Annotated in this window: 13 protein-coding genes; 11 read left to right on the top strand and 2 right to left on the bottom strand. The window is 72.4% G+C overall.

Going from position 1 to position 16,170, the window contains the following annotated elements; genetic code table 11:
• Positions 1-311: 311 nt before the first annotated feature.
• Positions 312-998, bottom strand: a complete 687-nt coding sequence (locus tag ABZ855_RS18675; RefSeq protein WP_360808051.1) for an HAD family phosphatase — start codon at positions 996-998, stop codon at positions 312-314.
• Positions 999-1,239: 241 nt separating this feature from the next.
• On the opposite strand from ABZ855_RS18675, the gene ABZ855_RS18670 reads away from it, so the two are divergent.
• Entirely contained in the window at positions 1,240-2,265 is a 1,026-nt protein-coding gene (locus ABZ855_RS18670) for a lactonase family protein (RefSeq protein ID WP_360808049.1), read from the top strand.
• A 110-nt stretch (positions 2,266-2,375) separates the two neighbouring features.
• Here the strand turns inward: ABZ855_RS18670 and ABZ855_RS18665 are convergent, their stop codons facing one another.
• A complete protein-coding gene (locus ABZ855_RS18665; protein WP_360808047.1) occupies positions 2,376-3,296 on the bottom strand; it encodes a hypothetical protein in 921 nt (306 codons plus the stop codon).
• Positions 3,297-3,478: 182 nt separating this feature from the next.
• On the opposite strand from ABZ855_RS18665, the gene ABZ855_RS18660 reads away from it, so the two are divergent.
• From ABZ855_RS18660 to ABZ855_RS18615, 10 genes are all read left to right on the top strand, one after another.
• A complete protein-coding gene (locus ABZ855_RS18660; RefSeq protein ID WP_360808045.1) occupies positions 3,479-4,156 on the top strand; it encodes a uracil-DNA glycosylase in 678 nt (225 codons plus the stop codon).
• A gap of 146 nt (positions 4,157-4,302) precedes the next feature.
• Positions 4,303-5,355, top strand: coding sequence for a hypothetical protein (locus tag ABZ855_RS18655; protein ID WP_360808043.1), 1,053 nt, complete (start codon positions 4,303-4,305; stop codon positions 5,353-5,355).
• Positions 5,352-5,702 carry a hypothetical protein gene (locus ABZ855_RS18650; protein WP_360808041.1) on the top strand — a complete coding sequence of 117 codons (351 nt, stop codon included), beginning with the start codon at positions 5,352-5,354 and terminating at the stop codon, positions 5,700-5,702. The genes ABZ855_RS18655 and ABZ855_RS18650 overlap by 4 nt, the downstream gene beginning before the upstream one ends.
• A 43-nt stretch (positions 5,703-5,745) precedes the next feature.
• Positions 5,746-7,863: a phage tail sheath C-terminal domain-containing protein gene (locus ABZ855_RS18645; protein WP_360808039.1), complete on the top strand. Its 2,118-nt coding sequence runs from the start codon at positions 5,746-5,748 to the stop codon at positions 7,861-7,863.
• 28 nt (positions 7,864-7,891) lie between these two features.
• Entirely contained in the window at positions 7,892-8,359 is a 468-nt protein-coding gene (locus ABZ855_RS18640; protein ID WP_319203112.1) for a phage tail protein, read from the top strand.
• A gap of 87 nt (positions 8,360-8,446) precedes the next feature.
• Positions 8,447-9,301 (top strand): hypothetical protein, encoded by an 855-nt coding sequence (locus ABZ855_RS18635; protein ID WP_360808036.1) that lies wholly within the window; start codon positions 8,447-8,449, stop codon positions 9,299-9,301.
• A gap of 206 nt (positions 9,302-9,507) precedes the next feature.
• The gene (locus tag ABZ855_RS18630; RefSeq protein WP_360808034.1) at positions 9,508-11,460 is read left to right on the top strand and encodes a hypothetical protein; all 1,953 of its coding nucleotides are present in this window, start codon (positions 9,508-9,510) and stop codon (positions 11,458-11,460) included.
• A gap of 1 nt (position 11,461) precedes the next feature.
• A complete protein-coding gene (locus ABZ855_RS18625) occupies positions 11,462-13,495 on the top strand; it encodes a hypothetical protein (protein ID WP_360808032.1) in 2,034 nt (677 codons plus the stop codon).
• Positions 13,488-15,401 carry a hypothetical protein gene (locus ABZ855_RS18620; RefSeq protein WP_360808030.1) on the top strand — a complete coding sequence of 638 codons (1,914 nt, stop codon included), beginning with the start codon at positions 13,488-13,490 and terminating at the stop codon, positions 15,399-15,401. The genes ABZ855_RS18625 and ABZ855_RS18620 overlap by 8 nt, the downstream gene beginning before the upstream one ends.
• Before the next feature lie 22 nt (positions 15,402-15,423).
• Positions 15,424-16,170: a hypothetical protein gene (locus tag ABZ855_RS18615; RefSeq protein ID WP_360808028.1), complete on the top strand. Its 747-nt coding sequence runs from the start codon at positions 15,424-15,426 to the stop codon at positions 16,168-16,170.

Here is a 16,170-nt window from a genome sequence, read left to right as displayed (position 1 = left end):
GGTAGGGCCGTACCAGCGGGGACGCCGAACCGTCGAGGGGCGCCCGGTCGGTGCTGTACGGCGAACGACGCCGACACGGCACCCAGTCCGCCCGACTGGCTCGCCTGGCCCGCCTGGCCCGCCTGGCCCGCCTGGCCCGCCTGGCCCGCCTGGCCCGCCCGGCCCGCCCGGCCCGCCCGGCCCGGCGGTCAGGCCCCTGTGTGTGTTGCGCCGGCGGAGTGCGTCCGGTCAGCCCGGGGTTCGGGGGCGGCCGGGTGTGGGGGTCGGTCTCGTAACCCTGCCGCCCGCTTCGGGCGGGGACGGTCCGGGGGCTACCCCCTGTGGGCCAGCCAGTCGTATGTCGTCCTTGCCGTGAACTCCCGTTGGCCACCCCGCAGGAGCAGCTCCGCCGTTGCGAATTCCGGGGCGTCCGCCTGTGCTGTCAAGTACGGGATCGCGATACAGCGCATGCCTGCCGCGTGCGCGGCGGCGGCGCCCGGTGCGGCGTCCTCCAGGACCACGCAGTCCGCGGGGGCCGCGCCGAGGCGGCGTGCGGCCTCCAGGAAGACGTCCGGTGCGGGCTTGCCCCGGGCGACCTCGTCGGAGGACACGACGGTCCGCAGATACGCGTCCAGGCCCGTGCCCGCCAGGATCGCGTCGATGGCCCGCAGCGTCGCACCCGAGGCCACCGCCATGGGAACACCGTCCCCCGCCAGCAACTCCACGAACTTCCGCATCTCGGGATAGACGGACGTGCCGGCCCGGGCCAGCTCCAGATACCGGCGGTTCTTCTCCGCGAGCAGTTCGTCGACCGGCGCGCCCAACCCGTACCGCTCACGCCAGAGGGCGACCGTCTCGCGCATGCTGATGCCCACGGACTCCTCCTGGTCGGCCCAGGTGAAACCCGTGACGCCGTACGCGGCGAGCGTCTGCCGGCTCGCTTCGAAGTAGTTCGGCTCGCTGTCCACGAGTGTTCCGTCGAGATCGAAGATGACCGCGGTGGTGCCAAGAGTGCTCATGGCTCTCAGGATGACAAGGGATGAGGGGCGGGGCTGGTCTGGGGCCGGGTGGAACCGCTGCTGGGGAGCGTGCGGCTCCCGGTCGCGCCGCCCGTGCGTCCGCTCAACCCCGTACGCGCCCATAAGCGCCCCGCGTACCGGGTACTCGCGTCGCCTTCGGTGACCACCGCGCCCGTGAGATTGGTCTAGACCGATAGGGTACTGTCGCCCCGACCGATCCGGTGACCGGAAGGGGACGACAGTGGGGCAACGGCGAGCGTTCATCGGCTCGTTCACGGCGGCGGGCGGCCCAGGGGTGCTCATCGCCGCCGTGGACGACGACAGCGGCGCGCTGACCGTCCTAGGCGCGGCGGACGACGTACCCGACCCGTCGTATCTCGCCCTGGCCGCCGACGGGAGCATGCTCTACGCGGTCAGCGAGACCGCGGAAGGCGCGGTCGCCGCCTACCGGGTGCCCGGCGACAAGCCCGAACTCGCCGGGCCGCCCGTGCCGGTCGGCGGCAGCGGGCCCACCCACCTCGGTCTTCTCGCCGGGCATGTACTGACCGCCAACTACGGCTCCGGCAGTGTCACCGCGGTGCCCGTCCGCGCCGACGGCACCCTCGCCGACGCCACGTCCGACGTCCGCCGGCACGGGGGCTCCGGCCCGCACCCGACCCGTCAACGCGAGCCGCACGCCCACCAGGTGCAGCCCGACCCGAGCGGCCGCTGGGCCGTCTGCGTCGACCTCGGCACGGACTCCGTCCACGTGTACGCCCTGCGCGACGGCATCCTCGTACCGCACCGCGAGACCGCGCTGCGCCCCGGCTGCGGGCCGCGCCACCTGGCCTTCCACCCGGACGGCTCGTACGCGTACGTGCTGAACGAGCTCGCCCCGACCGTCACCGTCTGCCGCTGGGACGCCGCCGAGGGCCTGTTGACGCCCCTGCGCGAGACGCCGGTACTTGCGGGGGCCCCGGCCGGCGACGCCTACCCCTCGGGCATCGTCGCCTCGCCCGACGGCCGCTTCGTGTGGACCGCGACACGCGGCCAGGACGTCGTGTCCGTGCTCGCCGTCGACGACGCCGGAGCCACCCTGCGGCTGGTGGACACGGTGCCGTGCGGCGGCCACTGGCCCCGCGCGCTCGCCGCCTCGGACGGCTTCCTGTACGTCGCGAACGAGCGCTCGGGGGACGTGACCTGGTTCGGCCTCGACCCGGACACCGGCATCCCGCGCCGGGCCGGTTCGGTCGCCGTACCGGCCGCCTCCTGCGTGGTCCTCGGCTGAGTCGACGCTCCACCCGGCCCACGGGCCGGACACGCCGAGGGCCCGCTCCGGGCGAGGAGCGGGCCCTTCGGCGTACCGGATGCCTTCGCCGTACGGGGATGCCGTCGGCGTCAGCGGGCCGGGGCGCCCTGCGGCTGCTGCGGGGCGATGCCCAGCGCCGTCGTGTACTTGGCCAGCGCCAGCTTGCCGATGGCCGGGTAGGGGCCGAGCGCGTCGGAGGAGGCGCAGCCCGCCTCCTTGGCCGCGGCCTCCAGCAGGCCGGCGTCGATCTCCGGGCCGATCAGATAGGGGGCGAGCGCCAGGTTCTGCGAGCCCGAGGCGCGCAGCTGCTCGGCGATGGCCGCGATCGAGCCGTCCTGGTCGAGGGCGGCGGCCATCACCGGCACGGCGAGGCGCGCGGCGAGCAGCATGCCCGTGATACCGGCCGCCTGCACGGCCTCCTCGCCGCCCACGGAGGCCAGGATGATGCCGTCCGCGGCGGTCGCCACGGTGAACAGCCGGGCCCGGTCGGCGCGCGCGAGGCCCGCCTCGGACAGCCGTACGTGCAGGCCCTCGGCGAGCAGCGGGTGCGGGCCGAGGACATCGGTCAGTTCGGCCGCGATACGGCTCTCCATGACGGCCTGGCGGACCTGGCGCAGCAGCGCGTTGTCCGGACCGGCGAGCAGCGGCACGACGACGGCCACGGGCCCCTCGGGCTGCTTGACGTCCGCGCCGGCGGCAAGGGCCTGCTCGTAGCGGGCGGTGCGCTCCTGCGCGGAGTGCGTGAGCACGGACTGGAGCGTGGGGAACTCCGCGTCGTCACCGTCGAGGTACCCGATGCGGGCGTCGAGGCCGGGGAGCTCGGAGCGGGCGATGCTCACGACCTCCTCGGCGAGGCTGCGCGTGGCGGGGCTGGGCGCACCCGGCACCGCGAGGACGAGCGCGGGCGCCCCCTCGGGAGCCGCCAGCGGCTCGGGGCGGCGGTGCCGGCCCGGCTGGCGGGGGCGCGGCATTCGTACTGGCAGGCCGGCGGGCCCAGTGGGGGAGCTCATGGCGCCGCATGTTACTGGCTTATTGGGCTCCCTTGTTCGGGGAGGGGGCAGGTGAGCGGTATCCGTCCGCTTTTGTCTGATGAGTTACGTACGGATCGGAAGCGGTCGGTACGTGATGACTTCCCGGCCGGGGCTTTGTCTGTTTGTGTGGGCTCCGGTGTGTGCCAGTAGGGTGACGGATCGTGGCACCACGACCCTTGCATGAACTTGTCGAAGCGGGCTGGGCGAAGGCTCTGGAACCCGCGGCCGAGCGTATCGCCTCGATGGGCGACTTCCTTCGGGCCGAGATAGCGGCGGGCCGGACCTATCTGCCGGCCGGGGCGAACGTCCTGCGGGCCTTCCAGCAGCCGTTCGACGACGTCCGTGTCCTGATCGTCGGTCAGGACCCCTATCCCACCCCGGGGATGGCGATCGGACTGAGTTTCGCCGTGTCCCCCGAGGTGCGTTCGCTGCCGGGCAGCCTGGAGAACATCTTCCGTGAGATGCACTCCGACCTGGGGGCGCCCAGGCCGTCGAACGGTGATCTGACGCCGTGGACCAAGCAGGGCGTGCTGCTGCTGAACAGGGCGCTGACGACGGCTCCGCGCAGCCCGGCGGCGCACCGGGGCAAGGGCTGGGAAGAGGTCACCGAGCAGGCGATCCGCGCTCTCGCCGCCCGGGGCAAGCCGCTGGTGTCCATCCTGTGGGGGCGTGACGCGCGCAATCTGCGGCCCCTTCTCGGGGATCTGCCCTCGATCGAGTCCGCCCACCCGTCCCCGATGTCGGCGGACCGAGGCTTCTTCGGCTCACGCCCGTTCAGCCGGGCCAACGACCTGCTCGTCAAGCAGGGGGCCCAGCCGGTGGACTGGCAACTGCCGTAGGGGACCGCTGGGGGCCGCCCGGCCGGGCGGGTGGCCGGGCGCAGGCGGTTCTGGGGCGGGCGGTTCGGGGGCGGTGACACCGGCGTGACGCCCCGGTGACGAGGCCCCTGCGACAGTCCGGCCATGCCCAACCGAAGCACTCCCTCGTGCATGGACTCGAACGGCCCCGCCCGGTGAGCGCCGTCGTCGTCGAGGCCATGAACTCCGCCCAGGAGTGGACGGCGCTGGAGCCCGACGGAACCCGGCCGTCGACCGAGCTCGCGATCCGCGACGACTCCACCGTTGTCGGCTACGGGCCGGACGGGATCAGCAGCCGGGTCACGGGGACGACCAAAGCCCTCGGGCATCTGCTGCGCCGCACGATCGCACCCCTGGACATCTCCGCCTGCTCGGAGCTGCGGCTGTCGCTGCGGTCGAACCGGCGGGCCGGTACGGGCGGCGGGCCGTTCTTCCTGGAGCTGAGTCTGGGCTCCGCGGGCAGCCCCCTCACCGACCCCGGCAACACCTGGCACCGGCTGCTGCCCGTGCGCGCTCCCCACCGCTGGGAGACGGTACGGATGGCCATCGACGATCTCGACACCGCCGTCTCCGGCGCGCTCACCCAGATCCAGCTGCGCTGTGTCGACGCCACCGCCCCGCTGACCGCCCACCTCGACGACATGGTGGCGGTACGCCCGCAACTGCTCGCCGACACCGACCACGCCCTGCTGGCGAGGTTGTCCGGGATCACCGTCGCCGCCGGCCCGGTCGGCGTGGCGATACGCGCCGCCGGCCAACCCCTGCCGGACGCGCCCGCCCTGGACGTCGTGCACTTCGACACGCAGTTCGCCGCGGAGCGGGCACTCGACGGGCAGCGGGTCGTCGCCCACACCGACGGCGGCGCCCGACTGGCCGACTACGGCGACCCGTTCGACCTCGACTACGCGATCAGCCCCGTCGCCCAGGACCGGGCCGACCAGGCGGCTCTGATCGAGGCCGTGCTCGACCGGCTGGCCCCGCTGGACGAGCTGGCCGTGAACGGCGAACGGCTGCCGGTCGAGCTGGTGCGCCTCGCGGGAACGGACCGGATCGGCGGTGCGCCGGGGGAGGTGCCGGTCCTGGTCTTCCGGGTCGGGGCGCGGCGGACCGCGACCGGCGGCGGCCCCGTCCAGGTGGTCAGCGGCGTACGCATCGAACCCCACCAGTGGGAGGCGCTATGAGCAGGACGACCGAGGACGAGACGACATCGACGACCGGCGGCGAGGCGACCACGACGCTCGTCAACACCTGTGACAGGCCGGTGGAGTTGCACCTCGGGGACGCGGTGGTCGTGCTGTCGCCGCTGGCCCGCGTCGGGTGCGCGGCCGAGGACCTGGTGCGAGGCCAGGTGCGGGAGCTGTGCCGCCGAGGGGTGCTCGCCGTACGCGTCACCGAGCCCGACTCCGCCCCGGAGAGCGCGGCCCCGCCGGTCGACGAACAGCCGTCGGCCTCCGGCCCCCCGCCGAAGCGGGCGACCCGCCACAGCCCGGCACGAGCCCGGCGCACAGCGCCGTCCGACCAGGAATAGACCCGGCGGTCCCACCCCGGACGGCCAAGGAGGAGACCCAGCGATGGCCAACAATATCGGCGTCAACGTCGTCGAAGTGGACGGCACCGGCTCGCCGTCGATCACGGGCGCGGCCGTCTCGGTCGGTGCGTTCAACATCGTCACGCAGCGCGGTGTACCGAACGAACCGGTCCGGATCACCGGCTTCACCCAGTTCGTCGAGCGGTTCGGGCGCCACGTCACCAGCGGCTACGGCGCGTACCTGGTGAAGGGCTTCTTCGACAACGGAGGCCGCACCGCCTACGTCAACCGGATCGTCGACCCCGCTCCCGGTACCGGAGCGGTGGCGGCCACCCGCACGCTCAACGGCGCCGGCAATGTCCCGAGCCTGGTCGTCGAGGCCGGTTACCGGGGCAAGGCGGACCCCGGCGGCTGGGGTGGCGGTCTCGCTGTGCGGGTACGGCACAGCGCCGGGGCGGTCACCCGGCTCGCCGAGACCGCGAAGGCGTCCGTGACCGGGTCGGTGATCGCCGCCGCCGTCGACATGTCGGCCTTCCCGAAACTCGCGGTGCGGGTCGACAGTGCCGGCACACCCACCGAACTCACCTTCGCCGCTTCGGACTTCGCCAACCCGGCCGCCGCGACCCGGGTGGAGATCAGAAACGCGATCAACCGGCAGACCCATCTGCTGACGGCCGCTGTCGGTGGCACCGGCACCAACCAGCTCGTGCTGACCTCCACCGGGGAGCAGGCCGCGCTGACCGGTGAGTGGAGCGCGCTGCAGGTCACCGCCGCCAACGCCGTCCTCGGCTTCACCGCCATGGCGCAGCCGGTCCAGGGCACCCCGGCGGCCCTGACAGCCGGCGGCACCACCCTGGCGCGGGGCCGTGACCTCACCGCGGGTACCACCGTGGTCGTCGGCGACACCGCCGGGACGGCACCCGTCCAGGTGAAGCTGCTCACCGTCAACGCGAGCACCGGCGCCGTCACCTGGGCACCGGCGTTGCCGAATCCGGGAGCCTTCACCGACCTCCGCAAAGTGACGGTCTCCGCCGCCGAGTTCGATCTGCTCATCGCCGTGGGGGGCGCCGACGCCGGGCATGTGGTCGAGACCCACACCGGCCTCACCATGGAGAGCGACCGCCCCAACTACGCGGTCCGCGTGCTCAACCACGAACTGACCGGTTCCCGCCTGGTGCGGCTCGCCGACTCCGGCGGGCCGGGCACCAACGCCGACCGGCCCGCCGACACCGGGGGCGCGTTCCTTCTCCTGGAGGGCGGCAACGACGGTCTGCCCACGGCGAACCACTTCATCGGCGACCAGGCCACGCGCACCGGCTTCCACGCCTTCGACCCGTACGACGTCCAGCTCGTGTGCGCCGAACGCACGGACACCGCCGTCGCGTCGGCGGGCATCGCCTACTGCGAGGGCCGGGGCGACGCGCTGTACGTGGGCGCGGTTCCGGAGGGGTTCGTCGGGGGCGGCCAGGCGGTCGCCTACGGCCAGGCCCTGATGACGAAGAAGTCGTACGGGGCGCTGTACGGGCCGTGGATCGTCGTACAGGACCCGATCGGCGTCGGCGACAACCCGCGCAAGTCGATCCCGCCGACCGGCCATGTCATGGGCGTCTTCGCCCGGATCGAAAGCGGACGCGGAGTGTGGAAGGCGCCGGCGGGGCAGGAGGCGAACCTGCTCGGCGTGCTCGACGTGGAGACCCGGCTCTCCGAGGCCGACCACACCGACCTGGTGGTCAACGGGGCCGTCAACGGCATCCGCCCGCTGCCCCGCGAGGGCATCGTCATCGATGCCTCCCGCACCCTCAGCAGCGACCCGCGCTGGCGGTACGTCAACGTGCGGCTGCTGTTCAACTTCGTCAAGTCCAGTCTGCGCGACGGACTGCGCTGGGTGAGGCAGGAGCCCAACCGCGACACGCTGTGGGACGCGGTCAAGTTCGGCACGGTCACCCCGTTCCTGACCGGGCTGTGGCGGCTGGGCGCGTTCGGCACGGGCAGCCCGGCGGAGACGTTCACCGTGATCGTCGACGCCACCAACAACCCACCCGACCAGGTGCAGCAGGGACTGCTGAACATCGAGGTCTACCTGTATCCCAACAGTCCCGCCGAGACCGTCGTGATCACCGTCGGCCAGCAGCCCAGCGGCGCCTCCGTCAGCGAGGCGTGAGCCCCCACCGGAATTTCGAGGAGCAGCCATGCCCAGAGTGGGCGACTTCTACGAGGGCCTGAGGGCCGACGAGTTCGTGATGATGATCGACGGCACGGTGAGTCCGGGAGTCAGCAAGATCTCGGGACTGAGCGAAGGCTCCCTGGACACCATCGAACAGGCCGACGGCGCAACCGGCCATGTCTACAAACTGGCCGCCGCCAAGCGGACGTTCCAGCCGCTGACCATCGAACGCAGGGTGGACGGCAGCGCGGAGGACAAGAGGTTCCTCGACTGGTTCCGCCAGACCTTCCGGCTCGACACCACGCGGGGCGGCTCCACCGTCCGCAAGAACGGAATGATCATCAAGCGGCACTTCGGCGAGGACGTGCTGAAGTTCGCGTTCTACGGAGCCTGGGTGAAGTCCTCCGCGTTCAGCGACATGGAGGCCGGCTCCACCGGTTTGTTCATCCAGACGATCGTGCTGGAGATCGAGGAACTCGAACGCGTCGACTGACCGACGCGCACACACCGCGGTGACGCCGCCGTCCCTCTCCGCCCCCCTCGGACACCTCAACTCCGTAGTCCTCAGGAGGTTTTCACCATGACCACCACTGCTCAGCCCTACGGCGGAGCCCTGCCCGAGGGCCTCGCTCCGCCCTTCTCCGAGCCGCCGCCCTCCGCCGCGGGACCCCGTGGCGCCCGCGAGATCGAGGTGACGCTGCCCGTCGGCCACACCGACGAGGACGGTGCCGCGCACCGGCAGGTCACCCTGCGCAAGATGACCGGCCGCGACGAGGCACTCCTCGCGGATCCGGCCAACCAGCGCAACGGCGGCCGACTGGTGACCGCGCTGCTGCACAGCTGCATCACCCGGCTCGGCGACAGGACCACGCTGCGCAGGGCCGACATCGAGTCGATGTACTCCGTCGACCGCAACTACCTGCTGATCAGGCTGCGCAGCTTCACCTTCGGCCCCGAACTGTCCGCCGCGTACGGCTGCCCGTCCTGCGGCGAGCGCTTCGAGCAGACCGAGGACCTGGACGCGCTGCCCACGCGGATGCTCGCCGACGGCGAACAGCCGGAGGACATCGTCGTCGAACTGGACGACGGATACGTCGACCGGGACGGCAGCGTGCACACGTCGATGACACTGCGCCTCGCCCGGGGCAGCGACGAGTCGGCGGCCGCTCCCCAGATGCGCAAGAACGCCTCACTCGGGAAGAACGCCCTGCTCTCCCGGTGCCTGAAGTCCTTCGGTGACATGCCCGTGCACCGGCTGGAGGCGCTGGGCCCCAAGATCCTGGCCGACCTCACGCTCACCGACCGACGGCTGATCGACCGGGCGTTCAACGACACCGCGCCCGGCGTCGACCTGATCCGGGAACTGGACTGTCCGGCCTGCGGGCACGAACTGCGGGCCAGCCTGGACATGACCAATTTTTTAACTCCGGAGTAGGGCTCGACGAACTGCGCCGCGAAGTCTTCTTCCTCGCCTATCACCTGCACTGGCCCTGGTCGGAGCTGATGGACATGGAGTCGGCGGAGCGCCGCGCCTACGTGACGCTCCTGGTCGAGCAGATCGACCGGGAGAACGCCCGGGTGGAGTCCACCCGCGACCGGTGAACCCGGCCCCCGACACAAGAGGAAGGGAGGTGAGCGCGCATGCCCATCGCGATGCTGCTCGTACAGAAACTGGCCGGCACGTTCGGCACGGCGGTCAGGACACTGACGCCGTGGATCACGATCGTCGACCTGGAGTCCACGATCGTGGCTCGCGCCCGCGGTGCCTTCCTCGTGCACTGGTTCGGCACCCGGCTGCCTCTCGACGGTCTGAGCCTTCGGGTACGCCTGGTCAACCTGCGTGAACTGGAAGCCCAGTTCCGCGCCGCGCAACAGTCGGTACGCACCAGCGGCGACGGGCCGAATCTCACGGCGCCGGTACTGGGCTTCGCCGGGGCCGTCGCGGGAATGCTGCTCAGCCCGATCAACACGGCGGTCGTCGCAGGCCTGCTGCTCCGGTTCTCCGACGGCAGCGTCAAGGCGATCGCCAAGGCGCTGGCCCTGCTCCTGTACCCGCTGGCCGTGCTGGCGGCCCCGGTGCTGATCCACTTCGTCCCGGCGAGCGCCGGCGTGATCGGCCGCATCGCCAAGGGCACAGGCACGCTCGTGGGCGGCGGGCTCCTGGCGGCCGGCGCGGCTTTCCCGGTGGCCGCCGCGCTCGGCGACCGCCGCGAGGTGCAGGCGCTCTACGACCTCGGCGGCGCGGCGGCCCGGACCGCCAACGCGACCGTGGACCTGCTGGACCAGTTGCACGGGCCGCGCGAGGCCGTCCGCAACCCGTTGCTGCGCGACCTGCTGCGCCTCGGCGACAGACTGGCAGCACTGCTCGCCCAGGCGCTGGGCGTGGCGGCGGTGGTCGTCGTCGAGTTCGGGCCGCGGCTCGAACCGGCGGCCAGGAGCCTGGTCCGGCTGGGGGACCTGGCATCGGCGGTGAGCGCCACGCTCGGCACAGTGGCGGACGGGCTGAAGGACCGCCTGCGGGCGCTGGCCGAGGGCAGCGGATCCGTCCCCGCCGTACTGGCCGACGCCGGCCGCGTGGCTCGGCGGACGCTGGTCAAGGCGGTCCGAGCGATGGGCCGGCAGCTGGACCTCGTCATCCAGGCGAGCCGGGCGCCCTGGGAGCTCCTCGACACGGCCCTGTCGGCATATGGCAACAGGGTTCTGGTCTTCGTCGGCAAGCTGTTCACCGATCACCCCGTCGCCCGGGTGTTCCTGGCCCTGCGGGCACAGGTCAAGGCGATCAAGGAGGCGTGGGCGGAGGCCGGACCGAAGGCCACACCCACACCCGGCGTCCCGATCCAGATCCCGCCGGGGATCGCCGCCCGGATGTACGGCCTCGGCCAGTGGCTCAGCAGCCCGCCGCCCTCGCCCAAGAACCTGATCCTCAACGCGCTGCCCAAACTCCCCGACGTCCCGGACCTTCCCGCGCTGCCGGGCCTTCCGGACACGGCGGACCTGCGCCGCAGGGCCGGCGGGGACGCGGTGCCGCCACTGACCGGCCGCGCCATCGAGGAGGCCGCGAAGGGGTGGGGCCTCAGCAGCTACGAGGGACGGCCCGCCGAGCTGAGCGCCGCCGCTCGTGCCGCCCTGTCCAGGACGGAGCGCCGACTGGGCGTGTTCGCCGCCCAGCGGCGGGCCATGGACGCGGCCGGGGACGCTCCGGCGCTGGTGGTCCTGCTGAACCTCCAGCAGTTCGAGCGCGTCCGCGCCCTGTTGACCCCCGTCGTCGAGCAGGTCCTGCCGCCCAGGATGCGGGCCACCGTGCTGCCGAGGATCGCCGGGGTGCTGACCGCGCTCGACCGGGAGCACCAGGACTTCCTGGACCGCAAGGGCGCCGGAACCGGCCCTGCGGGACAGGCCGACGGCGACCTGCACCCCGTGCTCGACGTTCCCTCGGGGGCGCGGCTCGCACCGGCGGTCAGGAGACTGCGGCTGCGGATGCCGGGGGCCGACCCCGCCGCCGTACGACGCTTCCAGAACCTGGTGACCGAGCGCCTGCGCCGTATCGAGTACCCGGTCAACGGTCCGCTGCCGCAGCGTGCGGGAGGGGCCTGAGATGCCGGTCGATCTCACCGCCGTCGCCGCCCGGTTCGCGGCCGCGTTCGCCCTCCAGCTCAAGGGCGCGGCCATGGCGCAGCTCGCCATCGGGCCCGTCCTCACCAGACGCAAGGCCGCCGCCGTACTCGTGGAGCGCGCCACCAGGCAGTACCCCGTGCTCCGCTTCGAGGGCGACGCGCTGACCCTGAGCCTGGCTCCCGGGCAGTCGCTCACCGGCCTCGCGCCACCGCCGTCGCTGGGCAGCTCCCTCGCGCAGGGCGGGCTCGACTTCCTCCATGGCCTCGCCCGCGCCACCGCCCCCTTCGCCGAGGACTCCCAGGACACCGCCATCACCCGGCTCCTCGGCGCAGCCGAACGGGCCCTGCGGGACATCGAGGAGGCCGTGCGGCGTTCGGCGACGCCCACAGCGCGCATGTTCGATCCTGGTCGGGACACCGCCTCCGACCTGTTCGGGTCGGCCGCGCTCGGATTCCGGGCGGCGGCTGAGGCAGGCGGCACCGGCGGCGCCCTCGACCGGTTCCGCGGACAGCTCGAGGGGGCCGCGAAGGCCCTGCGGCCGCCCGCGCGGCCGGACGACGCCGCCTCGGCCAACTCGGCCGCGATCGGCGGCACTTCGCAGCCCGCGACCAGCACTGCCGGACAGCCGGCGTCCACCGGTCCAGGGCAGTCCCTGCCCACTGCCGCAACCCCCGACCTGGCCCAGTCCCTCGACGACAGTGCCCGGCTGCTGACCGCGGGCCTGCTGGGCACCATCGCGGGGCCCGCGCTGCTCGCCGCCCTGCTCAATGTGACGGCCGGCATCCTGCGGGCCGTCGCGGTCGACACCCTCGCCGAGGCCGAGCGGACGGTGCTGGACCTGCGCCGTACCGCGTTCGAGACCGCCTTCACCGAGCTGAATGGTCTCGCGCGGCGGGGCAGCGCGCTGGCCGTCGGCGCCCACGGGGTCATCGCCGCCAACATCGCCTTCCAGCTCAGATTCGCCCAGCTGTTCGTCAGTACGGTGTCCTCCGGCGTGGCCGGCTTCCTCACCGGGCTCAGCGGCTACCTCGCCGACATGGTGGCCCTGCTGAACGCCGTTCCGGCGATGCTGACCGCGTTCACCAAGTTCGACCTGACCAAGCTCTGGCAGTCGATGCTCGGTGACGTGGTCGGCTGGGTGGTGGACTTCTCCCTGGACGATCTGCTCGACGCGGACGGGCGGCGCCCCAACTCCCTGCTGCACCTGCAACTCTCCGACGCCGTCCTCGACGCCAGGGTGCTCACCCTCGGGCTCTCCGACACCCTCGCCCACGCGCAGGAACTGGTGGACGCGCTGTTCGGCTACAACAGCAAGGGCTATGTGACGCCCGAACTCGTCGAGACCGCCCCCCTCGCCTTCCGCTCCGCCTTCCCGAACCTGGCCGACGGCCTGTTCGGCGGCGGCCGGGGCCGGCGCGTGACCGACGCCGTCGACCGGCTCGGGTCCGCGGTGCGCGGCGGGCTCGGGGGCGCCCTCGATTCCGCCGGCACCGCCCTGACGGGGCTCGCCGCCGAGTTCGCGGCGGACGCCGCACGCGCGGCCCGACTCGGTGACGCAGGGCCGCTCACCGGCCTCGGCGAGCGGTCGGCGCGCTCCGCCGACCTCGTCCTCGGCCCCGAGGCCAGGGCCTCGCGCCCGGCCGGCGCAGCCCTGGACCCGCTCGCCGGCAGCTTCGAAACCCGGCTGGCCGGGGGCGGGTTCGCGCTCCTCGGCGAGGCCATCCCCGCCTACGTAGGCGAACTGGCCGCGTACTGGGAGGCGCGGCTCACCGAGACCACGGAGCTGACCGGTCCGGCGCTGCCCACCTCGCCGCACATCCTGCGCCGCCGCGCCCTGCTCGAAGCGGTGGAGGTGCCCCGGGTCCTGCTGCGCGCCACGCCGGGCCGTGAACTCGACGAGACGCTGGCCGACGACGTCGCCGACCAGTTGGCGGCAGCGGTGCGCGGTGCCTACCGGACCGGACTGAGGGAACTGGCGGCACAGGCCGGAACGGGTGGCCGCCGCCATGGGTGAGGACGTACTGATCGGCACGCTCGGGCTGCTGCTGACCCAGACCAGATCCGCACGGCGGGCACTGGAGGACATCGAACGCGCCACGTCGAACTACGGCACGTTCAACTTCACCTCCGTGGTCACCGCGGGGCCGAAGTTCGGCGCCCCGCCGATGTACGACGGCGCCCTGAAGGTTCATGTGGTCAACATCTCCGACCTGGCCCCGGGCGGCGGGTTCGGCGCGTTCCTCCAAGGGCTGCTCGGCGGGGCCGGCGCGTTCGTGGGCAACCTGGTGGGCGGCTTCGGCGGCAGCCTCGTCTCCTCGCTCGCGATCCCCAACTATCTGGACACCATCAACGAGATCGCCACCCGCGTCGAGCGGATCCTGAAACTGCTCGGCGTGGGCGAACCCGCCAAACCCGATCCGGCGGCAGCCGCCGTGAAGGCGGGCAAGGCGGCGGCCACGGAACCCGCGCCGCAGACCGCGCCGGCCGTCGAACCGGACGTAGGCCAGGTCGCCCGGATGGACAACCTGCGCGGCATGCTCGACGGCGTCACCGGTGTGTTCCGCGCCGCGTCCGGCAAGCCCCCGCAGAAAACGGAGGTGGCGAACGCCCCGCTGGGCACCGACGCGCAGAACTGGCTGGCCCTGGGGGCCCGCGCCCAGGGGATCGTCGAGTCGCTGTCCCGCCTGGTGGACGGACTCGTCCTCACCCTGCCGTTGCTCCTCGGCGCGTTCGCATGGCTGATCACCCGGCTCGTGGACATCCGCCAGGCCATCGCGGAGACCCTGGCCTTCGTCCTGCGCAACACCCTGCTCCTGCGCGGCTCGCTCGCCGTCATCGCGTTCGACACCCTCGCCATGGTGGCCCGGATGGCGGCGAACGTGGTGGGCATCCTGGCCAAGGCGCTCGACGGCATCCTCACCGCGGTCTTCGACACCGTCCGCGAGGCGCTGTTCGCGACCATGGACCTGGCGGCGGCGCTCGGCACATCGGTCGCCTCGACCGTGGACAGACTGCTGAACTGGCTCGTCCCCGCCGTGGACACGATTCTGCGCAACTTCGCCGATCTGCGCGCCTTCCGGGTCCTGACCCATGTCGTCCGGATCCTCCCGGCGATCATCCCGCCGCTCTACGCGCTGGCCAACGACAACAAGGCGTTGCCGAAGAACCAGGCGGACGCGCTCACCAAAGCAGCGGAGCTGCCGTTCCTCGACGCGCTGACACCTGGCAGGCCCGGGGCCACCGGCGCTCCGGTACTGCCGCCCCCCGTCCCCGACTTCGGCGCGTCCCTCACCGACCAGAAGAGCCGGGACGCCGTCACCGCCCAGTTCGACCGGCTGAAGCAGGTGACCAGAGACGGTGTGCGCACCGTCGCCGGGGCCATGCAGACCACCATGACCGACCTCGCCGTGCGGGCCGACACCGGCGCGCGGGCGGAGGCACGGCTGTCGGACTCCGTACTCGACCGGGGCCTGGAACAGGTCCGCAAGCGCTCGGTGGAGCTGGCGGGCGCGCTGGTCGTGGGCGAGGCGGTCGAGCCGGACAGCAGGCTGAAGAAGATCGCCGACGCCTACGGGGCCTGGATGACCGGCGGTGGCATGGACGCCCTGCTCAACCGGATCACCGACCACTTCACCGGCGACCGCGGCCGCAAGGGGGTCCCGGACGCCATCACCGGTGCCGGCGCGGTCGACCGGCCGGCTGCGACCATCCGTATCGACGAGGTGGTGATCGAGGTGGGCGGTGCTCCGGCGGCGCCGGGCTCCGCCGCCCCCGCCCAGCCCGCCGCGCCCGGCCCGCTGGGTGTGTCCGACCTGCCCTTCCCGCCGTCCGCGGACCGGGACTACATGGAGCACGACGCCCGGATGCGCGCCGACTACGCGCTGCGCGGTGGCCGCGGCCTCGGGCCGCTGCCCCTCTAGACGAAAGGAACGGGAACAGACCATGGCCCGGACGACCGGTTACCTCGCCAACGTACTGAACGTCCCTCCGCTGATCTTCCGTTTCCAGTTCCACCCGGAACTGCTGACCGAGAAGAAGAGCTTCGGCTACCGGGAGAGCAACGACTTCGGCAAGTGGGACTTCGACCAGACCGCGAGTGCCACGGGCTTCGGGAACGTCTTCGGAATCGTCGACGACCTCAAGGAACTCGGCAGCAGGCTGGTCAACACCAAGGCCCTCGAGGCCGAGACCGGCAAACCCCGAACCTTCGCCCTCGACTTCGCCCTGGACGCCAGGCCGCTGCCGGACCTCCCGGTCTCCCAGCCCGGCGTGCCGGTCGAGGGCGACGACCGGTTCGGCGGCCGGATCGAGCCCAGCCTGGCCGTGCTGCGCTCGTTCATGAACCCCAGCTGGGACCCGGCGAGCGACCTGCTGGCCTGGGTCACCGGGCACAAGGGGTTCTGCCCGCCGGTCAAGCCCCCGGTGTGCACGCTCAAGCTCGGCGGCATCGACCTGGACTGTGTGATGACCGACCTCAACATCAAGATCACCAAGTTCAAGCCGGACCTGACGCCCGAGCGGGCCGAGGTCAGCGTGTCGCTGAGCGAGCAGACCCACTCGCTGTCCACCAGCCTCGACGCCATCGGCCGGCTCGTCGAGGTCGCCAAGTCGTACGGACAGCTCGACGGCTCCGACTGGATCCAGGCGGCCCCCGGGGCGGGCCTCGTCCAGAACATCTTCGAATTCTGA

The sequence above is a fragment of the Streptomyces sp. NPDC047042 genome, from assembly GCF_040644035.1.
GTDB lineage: Bacteria > Actinomycetota > Actinomycetes > Streptomycetales > Streptomycetaceae > Streptomyces.
The sequence above is the reverse complement of the archived record's forward strand: the minus strand, read 5'-3'. Positions and strand labels throughout refer to the sequence as shown.